The 24,232-nt window shown below is 65.3% G+C and carries 17 protein-coding genes and 2 pseudogenes; 11 read left to right on the top strand and 8 right to left on the bottom strand.

Going from position 1 to position 24,232, the window contains the following annotated elements; all coding sequences use genetic code 11:
• Nucleotides 1–175 precede the first annotated feature (175 nt).
• Both GFY24_RS02920 and GFY24_RS02915 read left to right on the top strand, forming a co-directional pair.
• Nucleotides 176–514, top strand: a complete 339-nt coding sequence (locus GFY24_RS02920) for a TnsA-like heteromeric transposase endonuclease subunit (RefSeq protein ID WP_194852714.1) — start codon at nt 176–178, stop codon at nt 512–514.
• A 1,092-nt stretch (nt 515–1,606) separates the two neighbouring features.
• Nucleotides 1,607–2,614: a class F sortase gene (locus tag GFY24_RS02915; protein ID WP_309230369.1), complete on the top strand. Its 1,008-nt coding sequence runs from the start codon at nt 1,607–1,609 to the stop codon at nt 2,612–2,614.
• Nucleotides 2,615–2,809: 195 nt separating this feature from the next.
• Here GFY24_RS02915 and GFY24_RS02910 read toward each other — a convergent pair whose 3' ends face one another.
• On the bottom strand, nt 2,810–4,651 hold the full coding sequence (locus GFY24_RS02910; protein WP_153803331.1) for a cutinase family protein: 1,842 nt from the start codon (nt 4,649–4,651) through the stop codon (nt 2,810–2,812).
• Between the two features lie 847 nt (nt 4,652–5,498).
• Between GFY24_RS02910 and GFY24_RS02905 the strand changes: the two genes are divergently transcribed.
• Together GFY24_RS02905 and GFY24_RS41605 are read left to right on the top strand one after the other, a co-directional pair.
• On the top strand, nt 5,499–6,332 hold the full coding sequence (locus GFY24_RS02905) for an IS3 family transposase (protein WP_153803330.1): 834 nt from the start codon (nt 5,499–5,501) through the stop codon (nt 6,330–6,332).
• A gap of 96 nt (nt 6,333–6,428) precedes the next feature.
• Nucleotides 6,429–7,127, top strand: a pseudogene (locus GFY24_RS41605) (ice-binding family protein); the annotation flags it as partial.
• A gap of 73 nt (nt 7,128–7,200) precedes the next feature.
• On the opposite strand, the gene GFY24_RS41600 reads toward GFY24_RS41605, so the two are convergent.
• The 3 genes from GFY24_RS41600 to GFY24_RS02890 form a co-directional block, all read right to left on the bottom strand.
• Nucleotides 7,201–7,350 (bottom strand): hypothetical protein, encoded by a 150-nt coding sequence (locus GFY24_RS41600; protein ID WP_228565980.1) that lies wholly within the window; start codon nt 7,348–7,350, stop codon nt 7,201–7,203.
• Nucleotides 7,351–8,422: 1,072 nt separating this feature from the next.
• Nucleotides 8,423–10,150 (bottom strand): cutinase family protein, encoded by a 1,728-nt coding sequence (locus GFY24_RS02895; RefSeq protein ID WP_153803329.1) that lies wholly within the window; start codon nt 10,148–10,150, stop codon nt 8,423–8,425.
• Nucleotides 10,151–10,241: 91 nt separating this feature from the next.
• Nucleotides 10,242–12,011, bottom strand: a complete 1,770-nt coding sequence (locus GFY24_RS02890; RefSeq protein WP_153803328.1) for a penicillin-binding transpeptidase domain-containing protein — start codon at nt 12,009–12,011, stop codon at nt 10,242–10,244.
• A 61-nt stretch (nt 12,012–12,072) separates the two neighbouring features.
• Between GFY24_RS02890 and GFY24_RS02885 the strand changes: the two genes are divergently transcribed.
• Together GFY24_RS02885 and GFY24_RS02880 are read left to right on the top strand one after the other, a co-directional pair.
• The gene (locus GFY24_RS02885; RefSeq protein WP_153803327.1) at nt 12,073–13,971 is read left to right on the top strand and encodes a DUF6301 family protein; all 1,899 of its coding nucleotides are present in this window, start codon (nt 12,073–12,075) and stop codon (nt 13,969–13,971) included.
• Nucleotides 13,972–13,996: 25 nt separating this feature from the next.
• Nucleotides 13,997–14,635, top strand: coding sequence for a class I SAM-dependent methyltransferase (locus GFY24_RS02880; RefSeq protein WP_153803326.1), 639 nt, complete (start codon nt 13,997–13,999; stop codon nt 14,633–14,635).
• Here the strand turns inward: GFY24_RS02880 and GFY24_RS02875 are convergent.
• On the bottom strand, nt 14,625–15,047 hold the full coding sequence (locus GFY24_RS02875) for a helix-turn-helix domain-containing protein (RefSeq protein ID WP_153803325.1): 423 nt from the start codon (nt 15,045–15,047) through the stop codon (nt 14,625–14,627). The two genes, GFY24_RS02880 and GFY24_RS02875, sit on opposite strands and share 11 nt — an antisense overlap.
• Before the next feature lie 66 nt (nt 15,048–15,113).
• Between GFY24_RS02875 and GFY24_RS02870 the strand changes: the two genes are divergently transcribed.
• The 3 genes and pseudogenes from GFY24_RS02870 (at nt 15,114) to GFY24_RS02860 (ending at nt 19,250) form a co-directional block, all read left to right on the top strand.
• Nucleotides 15,114–16,007, top strand: a complete 894-nt coding sequence (locus GFY24_RS02870; protein WP_153803324.1) for an NADP-dependent oxidoreductase — start codon at nt 15,114–15,116, stop codon at nt 16,005–16,007.
• Between the two features lie 91 nt (nt 16,008–16,098).
• Nucleotides 16,099–17,632, top strand: a pseudogene (locus tag GFY24_RS02865) (FAD-binding protein).
• A 43-nt stretch (nt 17,633–17,675) separates the two neighbouring features.
• Nucleotides 17,676–19,250, top strand: coding sequence for an NAD(P)/FAD-dependent oxidoreductase (locus GFY24_RS02860; protein WP_153803323.1), 1,575 nt, complete (start codon nt 17,676–17,678; stop codon nt 19,248–19,250).
• Nucleotides 19,251–19,276: 26 nt separating this feature from the next.
• Here GFY24_RS02860 and GFY24_RS02855 read toward each other — a convergent pair whose 3' ends face one another.
• Entirely contained in the window at nt 19,277–20,215 is a 939-nt protein-coding gene (locus tag GFY24_RS02855; protein ID WP_153803322.1) for a LysR family transcriptional regulator, read from the bottom strand.
• A gap of 61 nt (nt 20,216–20,276) precedes the next feature.
• Between GFY24_RS02855 and GFY24_RS02850 the strand changes: the two genes are divergently transcribed.
• Nucleotides 20,277–20,882: a flavodoxin family protein gene (locus GFY24_RS02850; protein WP_153803321.1), complete on the top strand. Its 606-nt coding sequence runs from the start codon at nt 20,277–20,279 to the stop codon at nt 20,880–20,882.
• On the opposite strand, the gene GFY24_RS02845 is transcribed toward GFY24_RS02850, so the two are convergent.
• Entirely contained in the window at nt 20,877–21,797 is a 921-nt protein-coding gene (locus GFY24_RS02845) for a LysR family transcriptional regulator (protein ID WP_153803320.1), read from the bottom strand. The two genes, GFY24_RS02850 and GFY24_RS02845, sit on opposite strands and share 6 nt — an antisense overlap.
• A 202-nt stretch (nt 21,798–21,999) precedes the next feature.
• Here GFY24_RS02845 and GFY24_RS02840 point away from each other — a divergent pair, with 202 nt between their 5' ends.
• On the top strand, nt 22,000–23,454 hold the full coding sequence (locus GFY24_RS02840) for a threonine/serine exporter ThrE family protein (RefSeq protein WP_153803319.1): 1,455 nt from the start codon (nt 22,000–22,002) through the stop codon (nt 23,452–23,454).
• On the opposite strand, the gene GFY24_RS02835 is transcribed toward GFY24_RS02840, so the two are convergent.
• Complete coding sequence (locus tag GFY24_RS02835; protein ID WP_309230367.1) at nt 23,431–24,039, bottom strand: GDSL-type esterase/lipase family protein; 609 nt, start codon at nt 24,037–24,039, stop codon at nt 23,431–23,433. The two genes, GFY24_RS02840 and GFY24_RS02835, sit on opposite strands and share 24 nt — an antisense overlap.
• Nucleotides 24,040–24,232: the final 193 nt, after the last annotated feature.

Here is a 24,232-nt window from a genome sequence, read left to right as displayed (position 1 = left end):
GCGTATTTGAGAAGTTGAGACCAATGCTCCGCACAGTCTGTGTGTGGGGTGGACAATCAGAGTCACCAGGTTGTCGCGGAGGGGGTCTGCGGTTATGGTGCGGTGCAGTTCAACGACGGTTGCTGTTCAGGTGCGGTCGTGTGAGGCCGAGCCTGTCTCCTTCCCCTGGGCGGAAGTGACTTTCGACCGGCTCTCGGGTTCCCTACCGTGGCGGACGTTCCGTTGGTACTACGGACAGAAGCACTACTCTGGCGAGTACTGGTCGGCGACGGTCGGCGACGGCATCGTCTACGAGTCTCTGCTCGAACTGTCACAGCTTCGGATCGCTGACTACGACAGGGCAGTGAGTGACATTGCCGCGCAGCCGTTCTCGATGCGGACGGTCATCAACAAACGCCTCTATCGGCATGTGCCCGACTTCCTGCTGCTGAAGGATTCGCGACCGACTGTTGTCGATGTCAAGCCCCGCAAGAAGCTGTCCAACCCCAAGGTTGCCTTCACGTTGGAGTGGTGACTCGGTATGCTCAGCCTCAAGGCGGTGAAGCAGCGGACATTCAGATCGCCGACGCATCGGTGCTGGAGTCTCGGTCGTCCAATCGAGCATGGACTTTGATGAAGACGAGCGCCAGGCCCTGATCGATGAGGGCGTTAATCCGGACGACCCGGAAGTTCAAGCCGGGCTTCTCTGGGGGTCGAGTAGCCCAAGGGCGATACTGCACCGAAATCTGTGCAGCTCAGCGGCTTTCGCCGAACTGTAGCAAATTACGACAGGTGTGGCGCTGGAACGCGGAACCGATCGATGCTGCCCGGGCCACAATCCATGACGCGCGGACAGCTGCGAACGCCGTCCACTCGGCGCGATTGGAAAAGCGCGTGAGGGAAGTCGAGTTGATGCTGAGCGGTCCGACGCGCCGCTGACTACCAGTTCCGCACAGCAGAAGCTGTCGATATGTCGGTGTAGCGTCCACTTCCTTGCGTCAACCGTCCCCGCCGTGCCGGATTCGGCGACCCCGTTCCTGGACCCCCTATGCCAGGAGGCCGACCGGTCGCGTCGCTCGACTTCCTTGCACTGAACTATCCCGCGAAAAGTGTTGTGCCGCGGGCTTGATGAGCCACGTAATTGTGGGTGAAAAGTTGGGAGCCCGGAGGAAGAAAAGAAGAAGGAACCGGTAACCCAAAGAAATAGCCAACGAAAAATTGTCGGGCTTCAGGTGATGCTTGACGTTTTGACTTCACGGGATGTTTGACGTCACCAATTCTCGGTGGGCGGATCGGCTGCACCCGACGTCACCACCAGAAATCCCTGATCTCGGCCCTACTCGGACCTCTAAAACCGACCGGTCACCTGGTCTAATGCGAGTCTGGCAGAGCGGGGCCTCGCCACTTTCTCCCGATCCCCACCCATGGCTGCTACGGCAGCCTAATAGATTCATTACATTTATTTTCGGTACAACACCCAAACTCAAAGTTTAATTAGGAGACATAGTCTTGAAGCGTAATATCGCAGTAACACGTGTTGAGTTCAATAAGCACTTCGTTGGCTACCGAGGCAATAGACCGATCCGCTCGCATTCACGATTGCATGTGAGCCTTGTGGACGAATTCTATGTGTCGAGGAGTTCCTATGAGGTCGTCATTTTGTGCTGTACCGGTCATCCCAGGGGTGCCCGGCGGTCCCGGCCTACCGATTCCGGAATCACCACCGCAAGACCCCGGCGGTTCAGGTGGACCCGGTGGTGGTCAGGGCGGCGCCGATACGCCCGAGACAGCACCGCCTGTGACGCCTGGCCCCGGAGTTCCGCCAAAGGGTCCGCCAGGTACCGGCGAGGGCGGCACCCCCGATAGTCCGCACCCAGTTGATGACCTTGGGTGTGCTGGCGGTACCCGGACTCAGCCTCCCGCTCGAGCGGACCACTCGCCGACGTCAGGGACCGACCGCAGCACGGCCGGAACCGGAATGACTGAAGCACGAGCGCGCACTCCGCGCAGTACAGGACGCAGTTCGCCGGTGTCGTCGAAGCACCTACGATTAGCGGCGAGCATTCTGCTATTTCTTGCGGTACTGAGTCCGATCGCTCGACTGTGCCCGGGTGGGAACCTGGTCCCGGCCACCGATGCCGCCGTGACCGCGTTCGGTAGCGTGGCCCCGGCCGCGCTTCCAGAATCGCTCCCTGTGGAACTACGCATCCCAGCTATCGCGGTGGATGGACCGCTCTCCGAGCTCGGCCTGAATCCTGATCGCACCGTAGAACTTCCGACGGACTTTCAGGTGGCGGGCTGGTACCGAAACGGCCCCCCACCCGGAGACATGGGCTCCGCGGTCATCCTGGGACACGTAGACTCCTACACCGGACCTGCGGTCTTCTACCGACTATCGTCACTGCGCCCCGGGGACCAGGTCGACGTGACAAGAGCGGACCGATCGGTTGCTCACTTCCGCGTTCAGGAAGTAGCCACCTATCTGAAGTCAGAGTTCCCAACTCATGAGGTCTACGACTCGCGCGGATACAGCGCGCTGCAACTGGTGACGTGTGGTGGCGAATTCGACCACACCACAAGAAGCTATCTGTCCAACGTAGTGGCCTACACCGTGCTCGTGGGCATCACCCCGTAGCCCGCTGGCACGCCATGGCCCTGAAGAGACCCGGGCTCGCAGCATCAACCTCGGTCGATGAGGGCGGTTTGACCGCGAATACTGCGCGCCAGGTTGTCGCGAGAGCGGGAGACGGTGTTGATCTTGTCGTGGTGGGCCCACTTTACGCGACGGCAACCCCGCAGCCCCTACAAAATGGTGATCTGTCGGTATCCCCTACAGGAACTCGCGCACCGACACCACGATAACCGACATGGCTCCGACTGCTGCGGCTATCGGCGGCGCGCTCTTATACCCCCACCAGCCGGCGCTGTTCGAGGCTGAGTTTGTGGACCCGGCAAGAAAGCTGGATCCGGCACCGGCGTCAGCGCCAGCGGTGAGCCGATGTCGAAGCAGTCGACGCAAAACCACGAACATCAGGAGCATCCAAAGGCAATCCCACATAATGATGTTGGCTGGGTCGCCAAGGGCGTTTCCGCTGTCTTTCCGTAGTGCGTGCCGTGCGGGAGCAGCCTCGGGCGCAGATTTGGCCGTAGCTGGTTGGGCGCCCTGGCTCTCCGGTGGAGACGCATCGCCTCGCGCCACAGCTTGATCTGTATCCATTGGCCGACTAGGAGCACTCGGTGCAGCGGAAGCCTTGGCGGCGGTGCCTGTCCGGGTGGCGAGACTGCGCGCCAGCGCCGCAAACCAGCCCGCGACGAATTGGGTAGACGTCTGGCCGGTTTCGGTGACGGATTCCCATACATAGGCGCCATGGCGTGCGACAACATCCTGATATCTCGCCCACGTTGCGGGTTCGAGGAGCGCGGCGTTGTCTGCGACGGCAAAGGCGACCGCGTCGAATGCTTGTATCACCAGGTTCCCGGCGGGTTCGATCGGCACCGATGGGAATCGCGGGCCAGCAATCTTTTCCGTAAGGAGGGCAATGCCGTCCATAGGTTGATTCTCACCCACGCTGAGAATGTCGGCGACTTCGCTCGGTTCGAGTGTCACGCCTACTACGGCGAGCAAAATATTGAGCGCGACTGTAGCCACTTTGAGCAATGCCGCCTGCGCGTCGGGACCATGAACCGGCACCCGAGGGTCCGAGGCTTCCGCAAGGCGCTGACTGAGCGTCCTTTCGGACGTCAGCGTCAGTGTTCCGACCGTGTTGCCGACCACATCATTGCTTACGACGGCGGCGGCGGTCTTCACCGTTGTCGCGACAACAGCTTGAATGATAGAGGACAGTACGGTACTTGGGTCGAGCGGGGACAGCAGCGCCTGGCCGATGATGTTCGTCAACGCGTGCAGTATCGGTGCGCCGGTGGGTGCGTCGCAAGCGAGGTCTTCTGCAAGGCATAACGAAGCCACGCGTCCGGTGAGCGCGCCGAAGTCTGCGGCAATGTCTTGTTGCGGTCCGATGCCACCGCCCGCTGGCATCGTCTGTGCAACTGGTGGCAGCCCCGCTAATGCTGTTCGGTCGGTGCCGGGTGCGGGGGCGGGTGTGTGCTGTCCCGGCGCGCCAGGGAACACTGGTGCCCCCGGGTCACGGGTCGGGTCGCCGAAGAGTGCGGCGCCGGCTATCTTGTCCGGTGCCACCACGCCGTATCCGAGCCCTACTTCGCGAAGGAACAACGAAACAACGTGCGCCCCTTGTGAATACCCCAGCAAAGCCAGGCTGGTGTTCTCGCATTTACTTGTGATCGCGCGGGTCATGCTCCGCAGCTCGTCGAGTCCGGCGAAGACGGATTGTGTGTACGGCGGCGTGGCAGCGCCGGGCACGATCCCGCCGAACGCCGCGGGATAGGGCACGTATGCGCGATCGACCGCTCCGGGCTTCGAAACGCTGGCCAGCAATGGCGCGAAAACGCCCGACAGCATGCCGGTGTCGACGGTGGGCGATGCGCTGAGGGAGGACTGCCCTGTGCCCTGAACGCCGAGGGTGTACAAGGCCGGGCAGTCGGTCGGATCGAATTCCGGAGCGGCGGCAGAGGGTTGGGCTACGACGGCGCCTGTGGCTGCGATGACGGCACACGCGCCGGTTACGGCGACTGCTTGAGCTAGCTTCCTCGACACAACGATCCGACCTCTCTGCGACTCGAGCTTTACTTGGACTTGCCGCACTTCACGTTGATCCCGCTGGGGTTGTCATAGCCCCCTAGAGCAGGCCGCCGGTCAGAAAATGGATTGTGCCTCCCGCGACGGCGAGAAGTCCTGTGACGAGGTCGATTACGGGCTGGAGGATCATTCGGACAGCCTTTCGGTTGATCGTCTTTGTATCGGTTCGGCGTAGTGAATTGTTTGCGGCCCGACCCCCGACGGACTGTTTTGAGATGTCGGGGGTCGGGCCACAAACCAAGCATTCGTGTCAGAACAGCGAGTGGACCAGAACGCTGACGACACCGGTGAGAAGGTTGCCTACGACCGGCAGCAGACCGCTGAGAAGACCGCCCATGTTTGTTTAACCTCTTCTTGTTTGGTGAGTGGTGGGGCCCCCGAGGACCGTCCTTGAGAGGACCGTCCTCGGGGGCGCTTGCTTGGTCGCCCGCCAGAAGAGGGATCGCCCACTAGTTGCGAACACTGCTACTTCCGTGGCGAGACTCGACCGTGACACCGCGTGCCGCTGCAGCGGCCAACGTTGTTCGCCGCTGCAGCGGCAAACAACGCGCGCGAGCATGTCGCACCAGTTGTTTACTGCTGCAGCAGTAAACAACGCGCGCGAGCATGTCGCGCCAGTTAGATCGGCATCGGAAGGTACTTCGTAGGCCGCGCAAACCTGGATGGGTTAATTTCTGGCTTCGGACTGTCGTTGGGCTCGAGCCGGTTTGGAGTGCGGCCAAGGTGAGGTTCCCCCGAGGAAGTGGACACCTGATGCCTCGGCGTACTTTGCCTCGATGCAGAACAACCAGCCCGGTTCGATCTGATGGCGAAGTGCGCCGCCTCTGGGGCCGCCGCCGCCGTCGCGGTACCCGCCGGCACCACCGGTGCCTGTGGCGGGTTCGATGTCGTGCGGATGGCGCGATTGCTGAAGGTATCGGCATCGGGGTTCTACGAATGGAAGAAACGCAGGGCCGCAACAGAGTTGACGACACGGCAGCAGCGGCGCGCCGATCTGAGCGTGAAGATCGTGGAGGTACACGCCGACTCCGACCGCACCTACGGGTCACCACGAATCACGGCTGAGCTGCGCGAGCACGGGGAAGTGGTCACCGCCAAGACCGTCGCGGCGATTATGGCGGAGATCGGGATCGAGGGCTTGAGTCCTCGCACGTTCAAGGTCCGCACCACGGTGGTCGATCCGACGGCGTCGTTCCCGCCGGATCTGGTGCGCCGAAGGTTCGATCAGGGTCGCCTGAACGCGGTGTGGTTGACCGATATCACCTATCTGACCTGCGGTGAAGGTGACATGTTCTTGTGTGCGATCCGGGACGGGCAGGTGGCCGGGACCGTGTTGCATTCCGATCGCGGCGGGGAGTTCACAGCCGGGTTGACAACGAAAGCCTGTGCCACACACCAGCTTCGGCGATCAATGGGCGATACCGGGATCTGCTGGGACAACAGCCCCGCAGAATCGTTCTGGTCGAGTTTCAAGCACGAACACTACTATCGGCACGCCTATGTGATAAAGGCTGAATTGGTTGCCTCGGTTAACAATTGGATCGGCTGGTACAACACTGGCCGCCGGCACTCGGCAATCGGGATGGTCAGTCCCATCCGCTTCGAGCAGTCCCTGACAGTCGCAGCGAAAGCTGCTTGATTTCCTGTCCACCATTCGGGGTGAACCTCAAGGGGCGTATGAAATTCGCGTCTGGATCGACCCATCCACTCCTACCGATTGGATCGAAGACGGACAGTGACATTCATACGTGTGCCGTTAAACGGCGAAGGGAAACCAGTGACGTTTCCGTCCAACTCGCCCCGGCGGCGTCCGATCAAACGATTGATCGTCGCCGGGGCGACGGTTGTGACCGCCACGGTCCTGCTGATATTCAATGGGGTAGCGTCAGCGGCCCAGCCCCCGGTCGGGTTAGGGACGGCCACATCGTTCGCGGTATTGGCGGGCCAGACGGTCACCAACACGGGACCTTCGATTATCACCGGCGATCTGGGGGTCAGCCCGGGTTCCGCGGTCACCGGCTTTCCGCCGGGATCAGTGGTCGGAACCATTCACGCTGCCGACGCGGTGGCGTTGCAAGCGCAATCAGATCTGACTACGGCATATAACGATGCTGCGGGTCGCGGTCCTGCCACCGCTGCTCCCCCTGATCTCGCCGGCCTCACACTGGTCGCGGGGGTGTACAACACGGCGGGCCCCATGGGCCTAACCGGGACAGTCACCCTCGATGCGCAGGGCGATCCCAACGCGGTCTGGATCTTCCAAGCGGGATCTACGTTGATCACGGCATCGAGCAGCACGGTCAGCCTCATCAACGGGGCCTCAGCGTGCAACGTCTTCTGGCAGGTGGGTAGCTCCGCAACACTGGGCACCAACTCCACCTTCGTCGGAACCATCATGGCGTTGACCTCGATCTCGGTGCAGACCGGAACCATCGTGGAGGGACGGGTACTGGCACGCAACGGCCAGGTCAGCCTGGACAACAACAGGATCACCCGACCCAACTGCGCTATTCCACCGACGTCCACGACGACAGCGCCGCCGACAACGACAACGACGACAGCGCCGCCGACAACGACGACAGGCCCACCGACAACGACAACAGGCCCACCGACAACGACAACAGGCCCGCCGACAACGACGACAGGCCCGCCGACAACGTTGCCGACCATCCCCATCCCCCCTGGCGGAGTTGTCCCCGTCATCCCCGGCGGCATCCCGGCTGGCATCCCCGGCGGTGGTGGCGGAGTCGGAGTTCTCCCCATCCCGATCCCCATTCCCATTCCCATTCCCATTCCGATTCCCCCTGGCGGTGGTCCCGGTGGACCGGGCGAGCAAGGGCCCGGCGAGCAAGGGCCCGGCGAGCAAGGGCCGGGCGGGGACGTGCCCGAGGGGTCTCCGGAAACGGGTGGCGGTGGTACTGCCTAGCCCGGAGAATTCACCGTTTTCCGGCATTGTGTACCGGTAGAGAGCGAAAGGTGCTCTAGCAGGCGGCCGGGAGGGTTCACCTCCCGGCCCTCTCAGAGCCGTGTGTGACAGTCTCCCGTCACACGGCTCCTATCATCGAGCGTTCACGGTTGCGGGGTTCCCGATTGCCCAGTCGGAGAATAATTTCGGGTAGGCCTCCGCGGCCTTCGGAAGCGCTTCACGTGCTCGTTTCCAACGGCCCCGGAACCGCCTACCTTTCTGCACGAGCCACCGCACCAGATAGTCATTGATCCGTTCGACCACCAATGGGCATGCCTGTCCAGCATCGCGCGACTATCTCGAAACAGGTTGCCGCACTGGCCACCTCGCTGTAGAAAGCCGGGTACTGGGCATCTCATGGTGTCGACTGTGAGGTCTCAGGACATGCTTGTCGGTTTGTTCTCAAGAGACGCTTGACGTTTCAGTCCTGAGCATGGTCGGGTTGCTCGTTTGTGATCCGCCCGACCGACAACGACGACTACGCGCGTCCACGGACACATCGATCGAGCACAGCTGTGAAGTTTGGGCGTAGCCCTGGAGAGTCGTCGCGGTGAGGTCCGGGAAATGCATTGCTGATTGAGAACCTACAGGCGGCAACGAAAGCCAATCGATTTCATCATTCGAGTGACACGTGAGGTGCAAACGAGTGACACGTGAGGTGCAAAGCTGAGGTCTGCTGGGATGAAGTGACCTCGGTCCGAACCCGAGTGCGGGGCATGTGATGAGTTCACATGCCCCGCACTGGGTTCGGTCGATTTTGTGTGTCAGTGGCCGCTGATTGTTGTCGTCACCGGCGGGGTCGTGGTCGGCGCGACCGTTGTGGTGGGGGCAACCGTTGTCGGAGCCACAGTGGTGGGGACGGTCGTGGTGGGGGCCGCGGCGGCCGCAGGGTCCGTGGTGGTCGGGGCGACGGTGGTCGGGACCGTGGTGGTCGGGGCCGTTGTCGTGGGGGCCGTTGTTGTGGAGCCCGGGGTGGTGGGGGCGGTTGTTGTGGTGCCCGAGGTCTTCGACGTTGTTGTGGTCGAGGAGGGGGTGGTGGTGACGTTGGCTGTGGTGACGCCGGTTTCGGGCTTGGCGGCCTTGTAGGCGGCGGCGAGGTCAGCCGGTTCGGGCTTGGCGGTGGTGGTTACCGGTTCGCCTTTTTGGGCTTGCTGGGCGAGGTGGGTCAGCCAGGCTGCGGCGTATTCGGCTGAGGTCAGGGGCTTTCCGTTGGACTGGTCGGCGTCTTTCCAGTAGTCGAAGTGGTGGCCGGTGTGGTCGGGGCCCAGGGTTTGCTGGTACGGGTCGCTGAGGATGACCGGGATGGTGTTGGTGTTGGTGACGATCAGGCCGACGATCTCGTTGAAGACCTTCTGGGGCAGGTAGGCCAGGGGCGACATGTCATTTGTCGCGATATTGTCGGCGGCGGCGACAGGGGCCGCGGTGGTCGCGCCGGGCTTGTAGCCGGGGGCGGAGACCTTCAGCAGGACCGAGAGGAAGGTTTCGTCGCTCTTCATCCAGTTGGGGTTGGACCCGATGTACTGGAAGGCGTTGAGCGCGATGCTGCCGAGTTTGACGGCTACGTCCTGACCGGTCGCGGGGGTGAGCCCGTCGTTCTGGAGGGCGTCGACATTGATTTGACGGCCGACGTTGATCGCCAGCTGCAGCAGCGAAATGTTCTGCGGCGCAGAGCAGGTGAGGTCGCCATCGGAGCAGAAGGAGGCGATTTTGCCGTTCAGTTTACCGAAGTCGCCACCGGTGTCGGGGAGTGCGCCTTGGCCGCCCGCACCCTTGCCGCCGTAGTTGGTGTCGAAGTTGTCGGGGTGGTTGGGGTCCTGGGCGCCGATGAAGGTGCCGTCGCCCGCCTTGCGGCCCGGGTCGGCGAGGATGACCACGCCGAGCACCTTGTCGGGGTCGACGATGTCGTATTTGCCGTCGGCGCCGGCGTTCTGGTTGCCGACCTGCATGGCGACGCGGCGAACCACGTCCGAGCCTTCGCTGTAGCCGACGATGGAGAACTTGGTGTTCGGGCAGACCGACGCGATTTCGCGCATCACCCGCTTGGTGTTGTCGACACCGGCGGTGACGGCGGCCTCTTCGGAGTTCAAGTTGGCCGGGTACGCGATGTAGATGGCGGCGTTCGAGTCGGAGCCGACGGCATTGCTGCCCGCGTTCACGACCGGGTCGAGCCATTCGCTCTTGTGGTCGCCGGACAGCGCGGCGGGCAGTTCATTGCCGTTGGCGTCGACCAGCATGGCGGTGGTTCCGGAGACGGGCGTGTCATTGCGCCCGGCGACGGAGATGGTCACCATGTCGTGGCATTCGGTGACCGATGAGGTGAGTTGCGTTTCCGTGGTGCGCGGCGAGGAGGTGATGCCCCAGGAGGCCGCGACGGCTACGACGAGTCCCAGCGTGGCGAGTGCGGCCACGGGTATCGCGGTGCGACGGTTTTTCCCGAGGTAGGACCATATGCGCGCAAAAAAGGTTCGAAGAGCCAATGTCCCGGTTCCCATTCCCGTTCCGGTGGATGGACCGGCCCCCCGACGGGCCGTGATTCTTCCAGGACGTCGGAATCGGGAAGGGAATCGTTACTGCGGCTACTGGTTAGTGGGCGCGGAGCAGGCGTCCGGCGGCGTCCACGGCGGGTGTGGAGGACCCGGCGTCATTGATGAAAACGGCGAAGGCCAGGTCGTCTTCGATGCCGACGAACCAGCCGTGCGCGTGCTTGTCATCGATGAATTCGGCGGTGCCGGTCTTGCCGAGCAGGCCCGGGATATCGGCCAGTTGGGTGGCCGTGCCCGAGGTGACGGTCTCCCGCATCATGGCTTTGATCTGATCGGCTGTCCCGGCGGGCAGTGGTGCGGCGGCATGGTCGGGGGTGCCGGGTCGGCCTTGCACCAGGATCGGATTCGGCGGCGCGCCGTGTGCGAGTGCCGCGGCGACCAACGCCATCCCGAAGGGCGTGGCGGTGACCTTGCCCTGTCCGATGCCCTCCTCCACGCGCAGCGCGGGTGTGTCGGCGACGGGCACCTTGCCGGTGACGGTGGTCAGCGCGGGTGTCACATAGTCGAGCCCGAGGCCCAATTGGCTCGCCGCATTGGTGAGCCCATCCGGTGGCAGGTTGACCGCGAGCCGTCCCATGGTCGTATTGCAGGATTTCGCGAACGCGGTGTGCAAAGGCACGCTGCCCAGGTCGAAGTTGTTGTCATTGGGAATCTGTCGCCCCTCGATATTCTCGGTGCCCGGGCACGGCAGCACGGTGTCCGGAGTGACGGCACCCGACTGCAGTGCCGCCGAAACGGTCACCGTCTTGAAGGTGGATCCGGGCGGGTACAGCCCGGTGAGTGCGATCGGTCCCTGCGCGTCGGCGGGGGCGTTCTGCGCGATGGCGAGCACATTGCCGCTGGATGGTTGTAGCGCGATGATGGTCGCGGCCTGTGGAATCGGCGCGAGCGCGGCCTCGGCGGCCCGTTGTAGCGCGGGGTCGAGGGTGGTGCGAATGTCGTTGACCGGCTTGGCATCCGGCCCGCCGACGCGCTGTGTCCCGTCGGTGCCCTGTGCCCGCACGGCCCACCCCGCCGCCGCGTCGGTGTCCTGTTGCCAGAGGTCGGCGAGCCCGGACCAGGTGGGTGAGGTGAGGGCGCGGTCGGTGGTGAGCAGCCGGGTCTGTGGCGCCAGGGTGACATTGGGCAGCGCCGTGAGCGCGTCCTGGATGGGTGCGATGTCAGCGGCCCGCAGGGTGACGGCGGTGATCGATTTACCTTGTGCGGCAGTCAATTCCGAGTTCAGCGAGGCTGCGGTGATATCGGCGGCGACCTGGTGCAGCAGTGCGGCGACGGCCGCGGTGTCCGCGCCGGGCGCGAGGTTCACCAGGGTGACGATCTGCTGGGTCATGAATTCGCCGCCGGTGCTGTCCAGGATGCGCGCGGCGGGTGTCGGGTCGACGGCACTGTAGGACAGCGGCCCGATATCGAGTCCGGGGGCGACGGTGGCCGGATTCCAATGCACCTTCCAGCCGTCGGCGGTGTCGTCGAGTCGCCCGGTGGTGCTGTACGTCCACCGGTTGTGGCCGTCCTTGCCGAGTCTCCAGTCGGCCGCGAGGGTGAAGGTCCCGCCGCCGTCGGCCTTTTCGACCTTGTCGACCTGGAATTTCACATCCTTGCCGAGCCCGTCGTAGAGCCCGGTCAGGGTGTCGGTGGCCGGCTTTCCGTCGGTGGTCGCCGCGGCCGCCGCGGCGATATCGTCGCGGTTCAGCGCGTCGGCGAAGTTATTGGCCGCCTCTTGCATTCGGTCGGCGGTTTTGTCGCCGGAGCAGGCGGTCAGTGCAAGACCGGAAGCGACGACCATTCCGAGCAGTCTGGTTCCCGTGCGCATCGGCCCGACGCTACCTGCCGATCAGTCGCTGGGCACGGACCCGCGCGGCTACTGTCGCGGGGTGGGTTTCGAGGTTCGGGTGGACAGTGCGGGTGCGATCGAGATCGTCCGGGCGGCGGTGCGGTTCGGCTGGAGCTGGGATGCGACCGATGTCCGCAGCTTCGCGCGCCGAGTGGGCTGGGCTACACCGGAACCGGTGGGCACCATGCGCCACGGTGCGGTGTTCTCGCGTACCGGGCTGAATATCTGGTGGGATTCAGCCATGTTCTGGGGCAGCGGGCGCAGGCTCCAGTATGTGCGGGTTCCGGTATCGGATTGCCCCGCGACCGGTAATCCCGAACTGCTCGCCGATGCGCTGGCCCGGGTGCGCGCGGCCTTCATCGAAGTATGGGGTGAGCCCGAATCCGGCGCGGGACCCGATGACGGACCGGCTTGGATCTTCCCGAATCTATTGGCGGGCTTGGCGATCGGCCCCAATACGGTCGATCTCATGCTGGTGAATCCCCTGGACCAGCGCTTCTGGATGGACAAGCGGCATGAGGGCGCACGCCGGCGCGCCGGGCTCGGCGGCTGGGGCCGGTTCACCGAGGATCTCGCCGACTATCTGGAGTCACTACCCACCGACGCGCGCCTGGTGATCACCGCCCCCGGCGGCAGGTACGTCCAATTCGCGGTGGAGCCGGGCGAATTCACCGGTGAGCTGAGTCGCAGCGAATTCATCGACCCCACTTGGCGTTACGGCGACGAGGTCGGCGATCTCCTGGTGGCACAGGGCTGGACGCCCACCGAGGACGCGAACTGGTGGCGCAAACTGCGACGCGATGCGGGCCGCACCGCCATCGGTCATTTCGCCGCCCGCGCCGTGGAGGCGCTGCGCATGTTGGAGGTACAGGCCGTCACCGAGCTGGTGGCCGATGCCTGGATCGAGGGCGGCGAGGATCTGGAGATCGAGGCGCTGGGTATTCCCGCGCATGCGACCGCCCGCACCCAGCGCGCCGAATTCCTGCGCAGCAATGCCCCGTACGGATTCGATATCGGCCCGCTGCGCGTGGATGTGCCCAGCGGTATCGATATCGCCCGCGCCGCAAGGGAATTCGAGTGGTCCTGGACGCGCGCGGATATCACCGCTTTCGCCGAGCGGATCGGCTGGCAACTGGAGGGCGAGCCCGGCCCGGCGGATCGCCTGGTCCCGGTCAAAACCGAACTGCGCGTGGATCATTCCCGCGCCAGATTCTGCTACGACGGTGACCGGCTGGAGTCGGTGTGTATCACCTTGTCCGACAGTATCGAATCCCACCTGTACGAGGAGGGTCCGCCCGCCGAGGTCCGGGAACAATTGACGGCGGCGGTGACCCGCGCGGTGGACGGCCTGCGCACCGAGTTCGGCGCACCGATTCACGGCACGCTCTGGCATGCGCACGGCCCGGTCTGGTCGTCGCCGAATCTGTGCATAGGTGTTGTGCCGGACGACAATACGGTCGAGCTGTATCTGGTGAATCCCGCCGAACGCGCCCGGCAGTTGATCATCGAGCAGCAGCGGACCGCGCGCCGGGCGGCCGAACGCGAATGGCGGCAGTTCTTCGACGATCTCGCGGTGGTGGTGGCGGCCCTGCCCGAAAACACCGAGGCCACAATCGATGCCGGCGATCGCGGCACCGCGCATTTCCTGCGTGACACCGACGGCCTGCGGGTGCGCCTGGATGCGGAGGCCGGTCTCGGCCTGCACCCGCGGATTACCGGGCTCATGCGCGCCAATGGCTGGCAGCGTCCGGAGGCGGCTCGCCCGGTGTGGCGGCACGGCCTGTATCGCCCGGTGCTGTATCGCGATTTCCGGCAGTTCGTGGAGTTCGCGCTGTGGCCGCTGCGCACCCGGATGGGTCCGTACACGACACTTCGGGTCCGCGCGGGGGATGAAGATCACGATCTGCGCACCCCGTCGACGGGGGCTACCGGCTTCTGATCGGCTCGCACCTAGAGTCACTGCCATGACCGAGATCGACGATGTGCGGGTGACCCGAGAGAGCTATGACGAGATAGCGGAGCTGTACACCACCACGTTCGGGCAACCGATCGAGGAGAATCCCTTCGATCGGGCCATGCTCGATGTGTTCGCTGCCGGGGTGCACGGCACCGAGAGCGGGCTGGTCGCCGATCTGGGCTGTGGTCCGGGCCGGGCAGCGCGCTATCTGGATTCCTTGGGGCTGAACGTTTTCGGCCTCGACCTGTCCGCCGAGATGATCAGTCGTGCCCGGGCGACCGCGCCGCACCTGCGGTTCGAGGTCGGCTCGATGGAGAAACTGGATCTGGCCGATGCCTCGCTGGCGGGAATCGTGGCCTGGTACTCCATCATTCACACTCCCCCGCATCGAATCCCCGCCGTGCTGGGTGAATTCGCGCGCGTGCTGCGCCCGGGTGGTCACGCACTGTTCGCCTTCCAAGCCTCCGATGAATCGCGCGGCATCCAGGAGCATGACCACAAGGTCGCGCCCTCCTACCGCTGGGCCCCGGACACGCTGGCCGCCACTCTCGAGGAACTCGGCTTCATCGTCACAGCGCGCATGTCCCGCACCGCGCTGCCCGATGAGCGCACCCCGCAGGGCTGCCTGCTGGCCGTCAGGAGCTGAGCGGCTGCGGCTCGCGGGCCGCACGCTCGTCGAATGCCGCTCGGGCGGTACCGATTTCGTCCACGTGTGCGAGTGCCCACTGCCCCATGGCGTGGGTGAGTCGCCCGAGATCGGCCCCGAGCGGTGTGAGTGAATACTCGACTCGCGGTGGCACCGTGGGATAGACCGCGCGCCGGACCAGGCCGTCGCGCTCCAGGTCGCGCAGGGTGCGGGTGAGCACTTTCTGGGTGATGCCGTCGAGTCGGCGGCGTAACTCGTTGAATCGAATCGGATGCTCGCCGGCCCGAAGGACTCCGAGTACCAGTAGCACCCATTTGTCGGCGAGCACCGCGAGTACATCGCGTGCCGGGCAGCGCTTCAGATAGTCCTCCACCAGATCGGTGGATTTCTCCATGTCGAAGACGGTATCCATCAGGAACCTCGGGATCTATTTAGTGCCTTCTTCCGAGAAGATACTACGAGCCGAAGAATCGAAGGCATGCGAGCGATCACTCAACAAGCCCTCGGCGGACCGGAAGTACTGGAGCTGGTGGAGGTGGAGCGGCCACACCCCGGCGCGGGTGAGGTGCTGGTGCGCGTCGCCGCCACCTCGGTGAACGCGGCCGACTGGAAACTCCGCACCGGGGAGGTCGACAAGCTGGGCCCGCCGCCCTTCACCCTGGGCTTCGACGTCTCCGGGACCGTGGCCGAGACAGGTTCGGGGGTAACCGATTTCGGCATCGGCGATGAGGTATATGGCATGGTGTTGAGTCGTTCGGGCGCGTACGCCGAATATGTGGTCGTCCCAGCGGATTACCTCGCACCCAAGCCCGCGAGCATCGACCATTCGCAGGCCGCCGCCCTGCCGACCGCGGTGCTCACCGCCTGGCATGCCCTGACGAAAATCGCTCCGGGGCAACGGGTTCTGGTCCATGCCGCGGCGGGTGGCGTCGGACATCTCGCGGTGCAGATCGCCAAACTGCACGGCGCGTATGTGATCGGCACGGCGCGCTCGGATAATCACGAGTTCCTGCGTTCCCTCGGCGTGGATGAGGTGATCGATTACCGGACAACAGATTTCACGACGGTGACCCCGCCGGTGGATGTGGTGTTCGATCTCGTCGGCGGCGAGTACGGCGAACGCTCGCTCTCGATCCTGACTCCGGACGGCCGTCTCATCGACGCACAGCGCGATGACGCGCTCGATGATCCGCGCTTCCACCGCACCTATGTGGCCCCGTCCGGTGCGGATCTGCGTGAGATCGCGACGCTGGTCGATCGCGGCCTGCTGCGGGTCGAGGTGGCAAGTGTCATGCCATTCGCGGACGTGGCTCGGGCACATCGGCTCAGTGAATCCGGGCGGGTGCGCGGCAAGATCGTGCTGGTCCCGTAGGCCGCCGCCGATTCCTGGCTATCGCGACATTCGTATGCGTGGCCCGCCCTCGCGTCCTACCGTCGAGCAGAGACGAGAGCAGGGAGTTGTGGTGACGTACTGGGACAATGAGGTCGATGTGCTGGTCGCCGGATCGGGCGGCGGCCTGGCCGGAGCGTATACGGCGGCGCGCTAAGGGCTGACGGTGCTGCTGGTGGAGGCGACCGAGAAATTCGGTGGCACCACCTCGTACTCGGGTGGCGGCGGAATGTGGTTCCCGTGCAATCCGGTATTGCGGCGCGAGGGTGTGGACGACACGTTCGAGGACGCGCTCACCTACTACCGCGCCGTGGTCGGCGATCGCACGCCCGCCGAACTCCAGGAGGCGTATGTGCGCGGCGGCGCGCAGGCGATCGAGTATCTGGAGAGCGATCCGAGCATCTCGTTCCAGATGTTCCCGTGGCCGGACTACTACGGCAAGGCCCCCAAGGCGCGACTGGACGGCAAGCGGCACATCATTCCCAAGCCCCTCGCCGCCGCGAAACTGGGCGAGCTGAGTGAGTCCGTGCGCGGGCCGCTCGCCACCGACCGGCATGGTGCGCCACAGCCGGACTATCTGATCGGCGGGCGCGCCCTGGTCGGACGCTTCCTGCTGGCAATGGCCAAGTACCCCAATGCTTCTGCGATTGAATACCGCGCTGGTGGAGTTGGTCGTCGAGGATGGCGCGGTGGTCGGCGCGATCGTCGAGCACGCGGGCGAACGCAGTGCGATCCGGGCTCGTAAGGGAGTCCTGTTGGCGGCGGGCGGATTCGAAGGCAATGACGAACTGCGGCAGCGCTTCGGCGTACCCGGCGTCACACGAGACACCATGGGGCCGTGGGGAAATCTCGGCAAGGCGCATGAAGCAGGAATGGCGATCGGCGCGGACACCGATCTGATGGATCAGGCCTGGTGGTCGCCGGGCCTGATCCACCCGGATGGCCGCGCCGCGTTCGCGCTGTGGTTCACCGGCGGCATCTTCGTGAATCAGGCCGGTGCGCGATTCGTGAACGAGTCCGCGCCGTACGACCGGCTGGGCCGGGAGATTATCGAGCATACGGACGGCGGCTCGGTGAGCCTGCCGTTCTGGATGATCTACGACGACTCCGAAGGCGTTGTGCCGCCGATCAAGGCGAGCAATGTGCCCATGGTGGAGACCGAGAAGTACGTCGAGGCCGGGCTCTGGCACACCGCCGACACGCTGGAGGAGCTGGCCGCCGAGATCGGCGTGCCGGGGGACGCGCTCGCCGCCACGGTGGCGCGGTTCAACGAACAGGCCGCCGCCGGGGTGGACGCGGACTTCGGGCGCGGCGATGAAGCCTACGATCGCGCCTTCTCCAATGGTGCATCGCCGCTGGCCCCGATTGTGAAGGGGCCGTTCCACGCTGCCGCCTTCGGAATCTCGGACCTCGGCACCAAGGGCGGACTGCGCACAGATACCGTCGGCCGGGTGCTGACCGAGGCCGGGACGCCCATCCCCGGGCTGTACGCGGCGGGCAACACCATGGCCGCGCCGAGTGGCACGACCTATCCCGGCGGCGGTAACCCGATCGGCGCGTCCGTGCTGTTCAGCCACCTGGCGGCGCTGTACCAGGCGAGCCGCTGACAACTTCGAGGGGCTCTGGACTTGGGGGCCTAGAGTCGCTTTCATGAGCGACGAGACAGCTCCGGGCGTGCCCGCACGGGCGCGATACGACGTGGTGGTGGTCGGTGGCGGCCACAATGGCCTGGTAGCCGCCGCGTATCTGGCGCGGGCCGGGCGGTCGGTACTGGTGCTGGAGCGGCAGGACCACACCGGCGGCGCGGCCGTCTCGTCCCGGGTGTTCCCGGGTGTGGACGCGCGACTGTCCCGGTACTCGTATCTGGTGAGCCTGCTGCCGCAGCAGATCGTGCGAGAACTGGGGCTGCGCTTCGAGACTCGCAAACGCCGCATCTCCTCCTATACGCCGGTCGGTGCGGGCGGACTGCTGGTGGACAACGGTTCCGAGGCGCGGACCCGGGCGAGTTTCGAGCGAGTCACCGGCTCGGACAAGGACTTCCGAGCCTGGCAGGACTTCTACGCGCGCACGGCCGAACTCGCACAGCGGGTGTTCCCCACACTCACTCGGCCGTTGCCCACCCGCGACGAAATACGCGGCACCGTAGCCGATTCCGCGATATGGGAGTCGATTTTCGAACGCCCCCTGGGTGACTGGGTGGAGCGGGAATTCGCCGATGACACCGTGCGCGGGGTGGTCCTCACCGATGCGCTGATCGGCACCTTCACCCATGCGCACGATCCGTCACTGCTACAGAATCGCTGCTTCCTCTATCACGTGATCGGCGGCGGCACCGGCGACTGGGATGTCCCGGTCGGCGGTATGGGCGCACTGACCGATGCCCTGGCGACGGCGGCGCGGGCGGCCGGGGCGGAGATCATTACCGGTTGCGCCGTGACAGGTATCGAAACCGACGGCAGCACAGCCGAAGTCGACTTCACGACAGGAGATCGCGCGGGCACCGTGTCCGCCGGATATGTGCTGGCGAATGCCGCACCCTATGAGCTGGCCCGGCTGCTCGGCGAAACCGCCGAGCGACCCGAGGGCTCCCAACTCAAGATCAATATGCTGCTGCGCCGCCTACCGAAACTCCGCGATACCTCGGTAGATCCGGTCGATGCCTTCGCGGGCACGTTCCATATCGCCGAGTCCAGTTCCCAACTGGCGCAGGCATATCGGGAAGCCGCTGGCGGGCAACTCCCCTCTGCCCCACCCGCGGAGATCTACTGCCACACCCTGACCGATCCCTCGATCCTGTCACCGGAGTTGCGCACCCAGGGCGCACACACCCTCACCCTCTTCGGATTACACACTCCCGCCGGGCTTTTCGCGGCAGACCCGGAGGGCACGAAGGCACGACTCGTCGATGCCACTCTCGCCCAATTGGATTCGGTGCTGGCCGAACCCATTCGCGACTGCCTGGCCCTCGACGGCGACGGAAATCCCTGCCTGGAGGCGAAATCCCCGGCGGATCTGGAGCGCGATATCGGCCTGCCCGGCGGTCATATCTTCCACCGGGATCTCGAATTCCCCTATCTCCCCGCCGATTCCGACGGCTCCCCCGCAGCCCGCTGGGGCGTGGCCACCACGCACCCGAACATCCTGCTGTGCGGTGCGGGCGCGATTCGTGGTGGAGGCGTGAGCGGGGTTGGTGGCCACAATGCCGCGATGGCGATACTGGAGTAGATCGCCTGTCTGGATAGCGAAGGGTGTCAGGGCGTTTCGATCACGGCGGCCGGCTGCTGCCCCACGTGCGGACTCTGCGCGCAGACATCCACACAGCAGCCGATGAAATCATTCACCAGCGGCGAGGTGGCGGCCGAGGCGGGCCAAGCCACGGCGACGCGGCTGGGGCCGATGCCGTTCACCGGCCGGTAGACGATGCCCGGGCGCGGGTAGTAGCGGGCCGAGGAGGCGGGGGTGAAGCTGAGTCCGAAGCCATTGGCGATGGCGGTCAGCCATTCGTCGGTATTGCGGGCGATGGCCCCGATAACGGCGGTGGCCGCGGGCCGGGCGTCCGCGCCTATCCAGAAGTCGCGCCACCAGCCATTTTCCGGTGGTGAGGCGACGAATGGCTCATCCCAGATATCCCGGAATTCGATCTCCGCGGTGGCGGCGAGCGGATGGTCGGCGGGCAGGGCGAGCCAGCGCGGTTCGGTGAACAGCTCCCGGGTGCGGTAGCCGTCGTGCCCGGGGAATGGGAGTCGGACCAGTGCCGCGTCCACATCCCCGTCGGCGAGTCCGGCGCTCGGATCGGTCCACCCGGTCTGCCGCATATCGACCCGCCAGCCGGGATGCGCGCGCCGGAAGGCGGACACGATCTCGGGCGTGAATTCGTTTGCGGCGCTTGCGATGAACCCGATGCGCAGTACCTTCCCGGCCCGGCTGGCGCCGCTCTTGGTGTCCCGCAGCATGCGGTCCCAGCCGGCCAGTAGCACGGGAGCGTGCTCGGCGAAGACGCGTCCGGGTTCGGTGAGTGTCATTCCGGTGCGGGAGCGCGTGAAAAGCTCCACGCCGAGCTGGTTTTCGAGTTGTTTGATCTGTTTGGTCAGCGCGGGCTGGGACACGTAGAGCCGTTGAGCGGCCCGGGTGACGTGCCCCTCCTCCGCGACGGCGACGAAGTAGCGCAGCAGTCGCGTGTCGATGTCCATTCCCTCAGGTTATGAATGCGGGTATTGGACGTGAAATCCGGGTCGGGCCAGGCTTGTCTTCATGAACGGTATCGAAAACGGTTCCCGCCCAAGCATTGTCATCGCCTACCACTCCGGCTGGGGGCATACCGAGGTGCTCGCGGAGGCGGTGGCGGAGGGTGCGCGACTGGCGAACGCGCGCACAACCGTGGTGGCTGTCGACCGGATCACCCAGGACGATTGGGATGCTCTGGACAGCTCGGACGGCATTGTCTTCGGCAGCCCCACCTATCTGGGTGATGTGTCGGCGGCCTTCAAAACCTTCGCGGAGGCCACTTCTCGCCGTTGTGTCGAGGGCAGCTGGCAGGACAAGGTCGCGGCGGGTTTCACCAATTCCGGGGCCATGAGCGGTGACAAACTGCATGCGCTCATGTCCATGACGATTCTGGCCGCGCAGCACCATATGCATTGGGTGAACCTGGGTTTGGTGGCGGGCTGGAATTCCGGCACGGCAAGTCCGGAGGATATGAACCGGCTCGGTTTCTGGCTGGGCGCGGGTGCGCAGACCGATACCGATCTGCCGCCGGATGCCGTGTCCCGGGCCGATATTCGCACCTGCGCGCACTTGGGTGAGCGGGTCGCGCGGGTGGCCGCACAGCTGCGGCTGGGGCAGGCAGCGCCGCTATGAGGTGCGGCGGCCGTCGCCGGCCTGCTGTCCCATGATGTCGGTGCAGCACCGAATGAAGTACCGCACAATGGGATCCGCCTCGGAGGCGTCCGGCCAGACCAGCGCGACCCGGGTCTGACCGATGCCGTGTACGGGCCGGAACACCACGCCCGGATGGGCATTGGTGGCGGCGGTGGAGGCCGGGGTGAAGCTGACGCCGTACCCATTGGCGATGGCGCGCAGCCACTCGTCGGTATTGCGGGCAATGGCTCCGATAATGGCGGTGTCGGCGGGCCGGGCGTCCAATCCCATCCAATAATCGCGCCACCAGCCGGTTTCGGCAGGTGAGGCGACATAGGGTTCATCCCAGAGTTCGCGGAAGGCGATGTCCTCGCGTTCGGCGAGCGGGTGATTGTCCGGTAGTGCGATCCAGCGCGGTTCGGTGAAGAGTTCGCGCACGTAGTAGCCGTCCTGGCCGGGGAACGGTAGTCGTAGCAGCGCGACATCCACATCGCCCTCGTCGAGTCCGGCGGTGGGGTCGGTCCAGCCGCCCTGATGGATATCGACCTGCCAGTCCGGGTGCAGCCGGTGGAAGACGCGGATGATCTCCGGAATGTGCCCGTCGGCGGCGCTGTGCACGCAGCCCAGGCGCAGGACGCGGGCGGCCCGGCTGGCATCACTCTTGGTGTCGCGCAGGATGTGGTCCCAGGCGCCGAGGAGTCCGGGAACCCGTTCGGTGAGTACCTTTCCCGCGGCGGTGAGTGTCCAGCCCGCGCGGGATCGGATGAAGAGCTCCACGCCGAGTTGTTGTTCCAGCTGTTTGATCTGGGTGGCGAGGGCCGGTTGGGCGACGTGCAGCCGCTGCGCTGCCAGCGGCAGGGACTCGGTCTCCGCGACCGCCAGGAAGTAACGCAGCAGTCGCGTGTCGATATCCATGCAATCAGGTTATGGACGGCGCAACCGGTAGGCACATCCCGGCGTCACCGGCCGGGACGACCGGGGATGCGATTCGGGGTTCCGGCACATCGCCCATGCTCGCAGATGACCGGCGTGAGGCGAACCGAATTAGTCGAAGCGCGCGAGCTAGGGTGAGTTAGCCGAAAAGTAGCCGACTCGCGAAGGGGGCGGAAGGAGGCGCGTGAATCCCACTGAACCCGAACAACATCAGCCTCAGCACCGCAGGGCTCCGCGCCCCGTGAGCGGCCGGCTCTACCGCGCGACCCGCCGCGCCGCCGGATCCATGGACCGCTGGCTGCGCCGGGTCAGCGCCGCTCCACCGGAGCCGCCCGAGGACGCGCCCGAACCGGAGGAGCCGCCCGTCTCCGCCGATCTACTCGATTTGCTGCGGCATATGGGTGTGGCGCTCATCGCCTCCGGTGAGACCACCAATCAGGTGCAGCGCATTCTGGATGATCTGGCCCGCCGCTACGACGCCGATGAGGTGCACTTCTTCGTCCTGCCCACCGGCATTTTCGTGCGCGTGCACGATTCCCGCGGTACGGCCGTGGACCTGCTCGAGACCAGTGTGGATACGCTGCGGCTGGATCAGATCGCCGCGCTGTACAAGCTCATCGACGAGATCAAACACAAGGTGCCCCCGCCCCGGCAGGCCACGCTCGCGCTCGCGCGGATCCTCGATTCGCCGCCGCCGACCGCGGTGTGGCTCATGCTGCTCGGCAATGTGGTGCTGACCACGGGCCTGGGGCTCATGCTCAACCCGACCGCCAATGCCCTGCCCGGCTATATCGTGATCGGCCTGGTGGTGCAGTTGCTGATCATGATCGCCGACCGGATGCCACTGATCTCGCTGGGCCTGCCGGTGCTCGCCGGTGGCGCGGTCACCTTGCTGGCCTTCGGTTTTCCGCACGCGCTGGGCGGTGGCAATCCACAGCAGCTGCTGGTGCCGGGCGTCTCCACGCTGCTGCCGGGCGCGACGCTCACCAATGGCTCCATCGAATTGGCGACCGGCTCGATGGTGGCGGGTGCGAGCCGCACCATCTATGGCTTGAACAAACTGTTCCTGCTGGCCTTCGGCGTACTCATCGGCTTACAGCTGCTCGGCCCGAATCGCTCCAATCCACCCGATCATATGCATCAATTGGGTTGGTGGGCACCGGTTCTCGGCGTATTGCTGATCGGGCTCGGACACTCCTGGCGGGCCAGCGCACCGCCGAAGTCACTGCCCTGGCTGCTGGTGGTGCTGTACGCGGCGTTCGCGGCGCAGCGGCTCGGTGTGCAGATCGGCGGCGGACTGCTGGGGTCGTTCCTGGGTGGCATGGTGGCGGTGCCCGCGGCATATCTGGTGCAGCGCAATCGAAATGCCCCGCCGACCCAGGTGGCGTTCCTGCCCGCCTTCTGGATGCTGGTGCCCGGCGGTATCGGATTCGCCGGGGTGTCGCAGCTGGTGGCCGAATCCGATGCGAACGGGCTGCACGTACTGGTGACCACCACGCTGACGGTGCTGGCCATCGCATTGGGCGTACTGGTCGGCTCGGGTCTGGCGACCAAACGGCCGCCGCAGATCACACCCATGGTGGAGCAGTTCCTCGGCCCGGACACCGGGCGGCATTCAGCCGACCGCCGGAAGTCCTGAACCGGGCGTGCCGAGCCACCGCAGCCAGTGCGGTGCGAGCAGTGCGGCGAATTCTTCGTAGCCGGGTGCGTCGGGGTGGTAGCCGTCGGTGGCGGCGACCTCGCGCATCCAGATCCGATTGTCCCGCAATTGTTGGTGCGCACGCAGATACGGCACATCGGCGCTGTCACAGAGTTCCGCGAAACGGGCATCCAGAGCCAGCAGCCGCTGATTGTGATCCTCGTCCACATTCGGCGGGGGCGCGACGACCATTGTCTGCCAGCCTTTTTCCCGCACGCCGCGCAGGATGGCGGCGAGGTTCTCCACCGAGTCCGCGGGATCGACGCGGAGGCGGCCGTGCTCGAATTGCGAATCATTGACGCCGGTGGAGATCACCACTCGACAGTCCGCTCCGGCGGGCAGCCGGGGTGTGCACTCGGCCTCCCAGCGGGCGCGTAACTCGGTACTGGTTTCCCGGCGAATCCCCAGGTTGTAGTAGCTGAGCGGCTGTCCGGCCGCGGCGGCGCGGACCGCGAGACGGCCCGCCCAGCCCAGGCATTTTCGATCACCTATCCCCGCCACGAACGACTCACCCAGGAAACACACACGAAGATCAGGTACCACCGGCCGATACTCGCACAGCGCGGCACGAACGGGCACGACATGTCGGCGCGGCGGGCGGGGTCGTCCCGATCGGAGTCCGCGACGGGTTACGGTAACCGGCGGGTTGGAAAGTCGGCTTGCCGCCGACCGGACACCCCACCCCGAGCCGACCATGGGACCGCAGTCGTTCCCACGA

The sequence above is a fragment of the Nocardia sp. SYP-A9097 genome (assembly GCF_009649815.1).
Taxonomy (GTDB): Bacteria; Actinomycetota; Actinomycetes; order Mycobacteriales; family Mycobacteriaceae; genus Nocardia.
The sequence above is the reverse complement of the archived record's forward strand: the minus strand, read 5'-3'. Positions and strand labels throughout refer to the sequence as shown.

Coding starts and splice junctions, on each gene's coding strand:
- GFY24_RS02890 (WP_153803328.1), bottom strand. CDS start 12,011: ATGCGCACGGGAACCAGACTGCTCGGAATGGTCGTCGCTTCCGGTCTT.
- GFY24_RS02880 (WP_153803326.1), top strand. CDS start 13,997: ATGACCGAGATCGACGATGTGCGGGTGACCCGAGAGAGCTATGACGAG.
- GFY24_RS02855 (WP_153803322.1), bottom strand. CDS start 20,215: ATGGACATCGACACGCGACTGCTGCGCTACTTCGTCGCCGTCGCGGAG.
- GFY24_RS02845 (WP_153803320.1), bottom strand. CDS start 21,797: ATGGATATCGACACGCGACTGCTGCGTTACTTCCTGGCGGTCGCGGAG.
- GFY24_RS02895 (WP_153803329.1), bottom strand. CDS start 10,150: ATGGGAACCGGGACATTGGCTCTTCGAACCTTTTTTGCGCGCATATGG.
- GFY24_RS02905 (WP_153803330.1), top strand. CDS start 5,499: ATGGCGAAGTGCGCCGCCTCTGGGGCCGCCGCCGCCGTCGCGGTACCC.
- GFY24_RS02875 (WP_153803325.1), bottom strand. CDS start 15,047: ATGGATACCGTCTTCGACATGGAGAAATCCACCGATCTGGTGGAGGAC.
- GFY24_RS02870 (WP_153803324.1), top strand. CDS start 15,114: ATGCGAGCGATCACTCAACAAGCCCTCGGCGGACCGGAAGTACTGGAG.
- GFY24_RS02860 (WP_153803323.1), top strand. CDS start 17,676: ATGAGCGACGAGACAGCTCCGGGCGTGCCCGCACGGGCGCGATACGAC.
- GFY24_RS02850 (WP_153803321.1), top strand. CDS start 20,277: ATGAACGGTATCGAAAACGGTTCCCGCCCAAGCATTGTCATCGCCTAC.
- GFY24_RS02915 (WP_309230369.1), top strand. CDS start 1,607: ATGTGTCGAGGAGTTCCTATGAGGTCGTCATTTTGTGCTGTACCGGTC.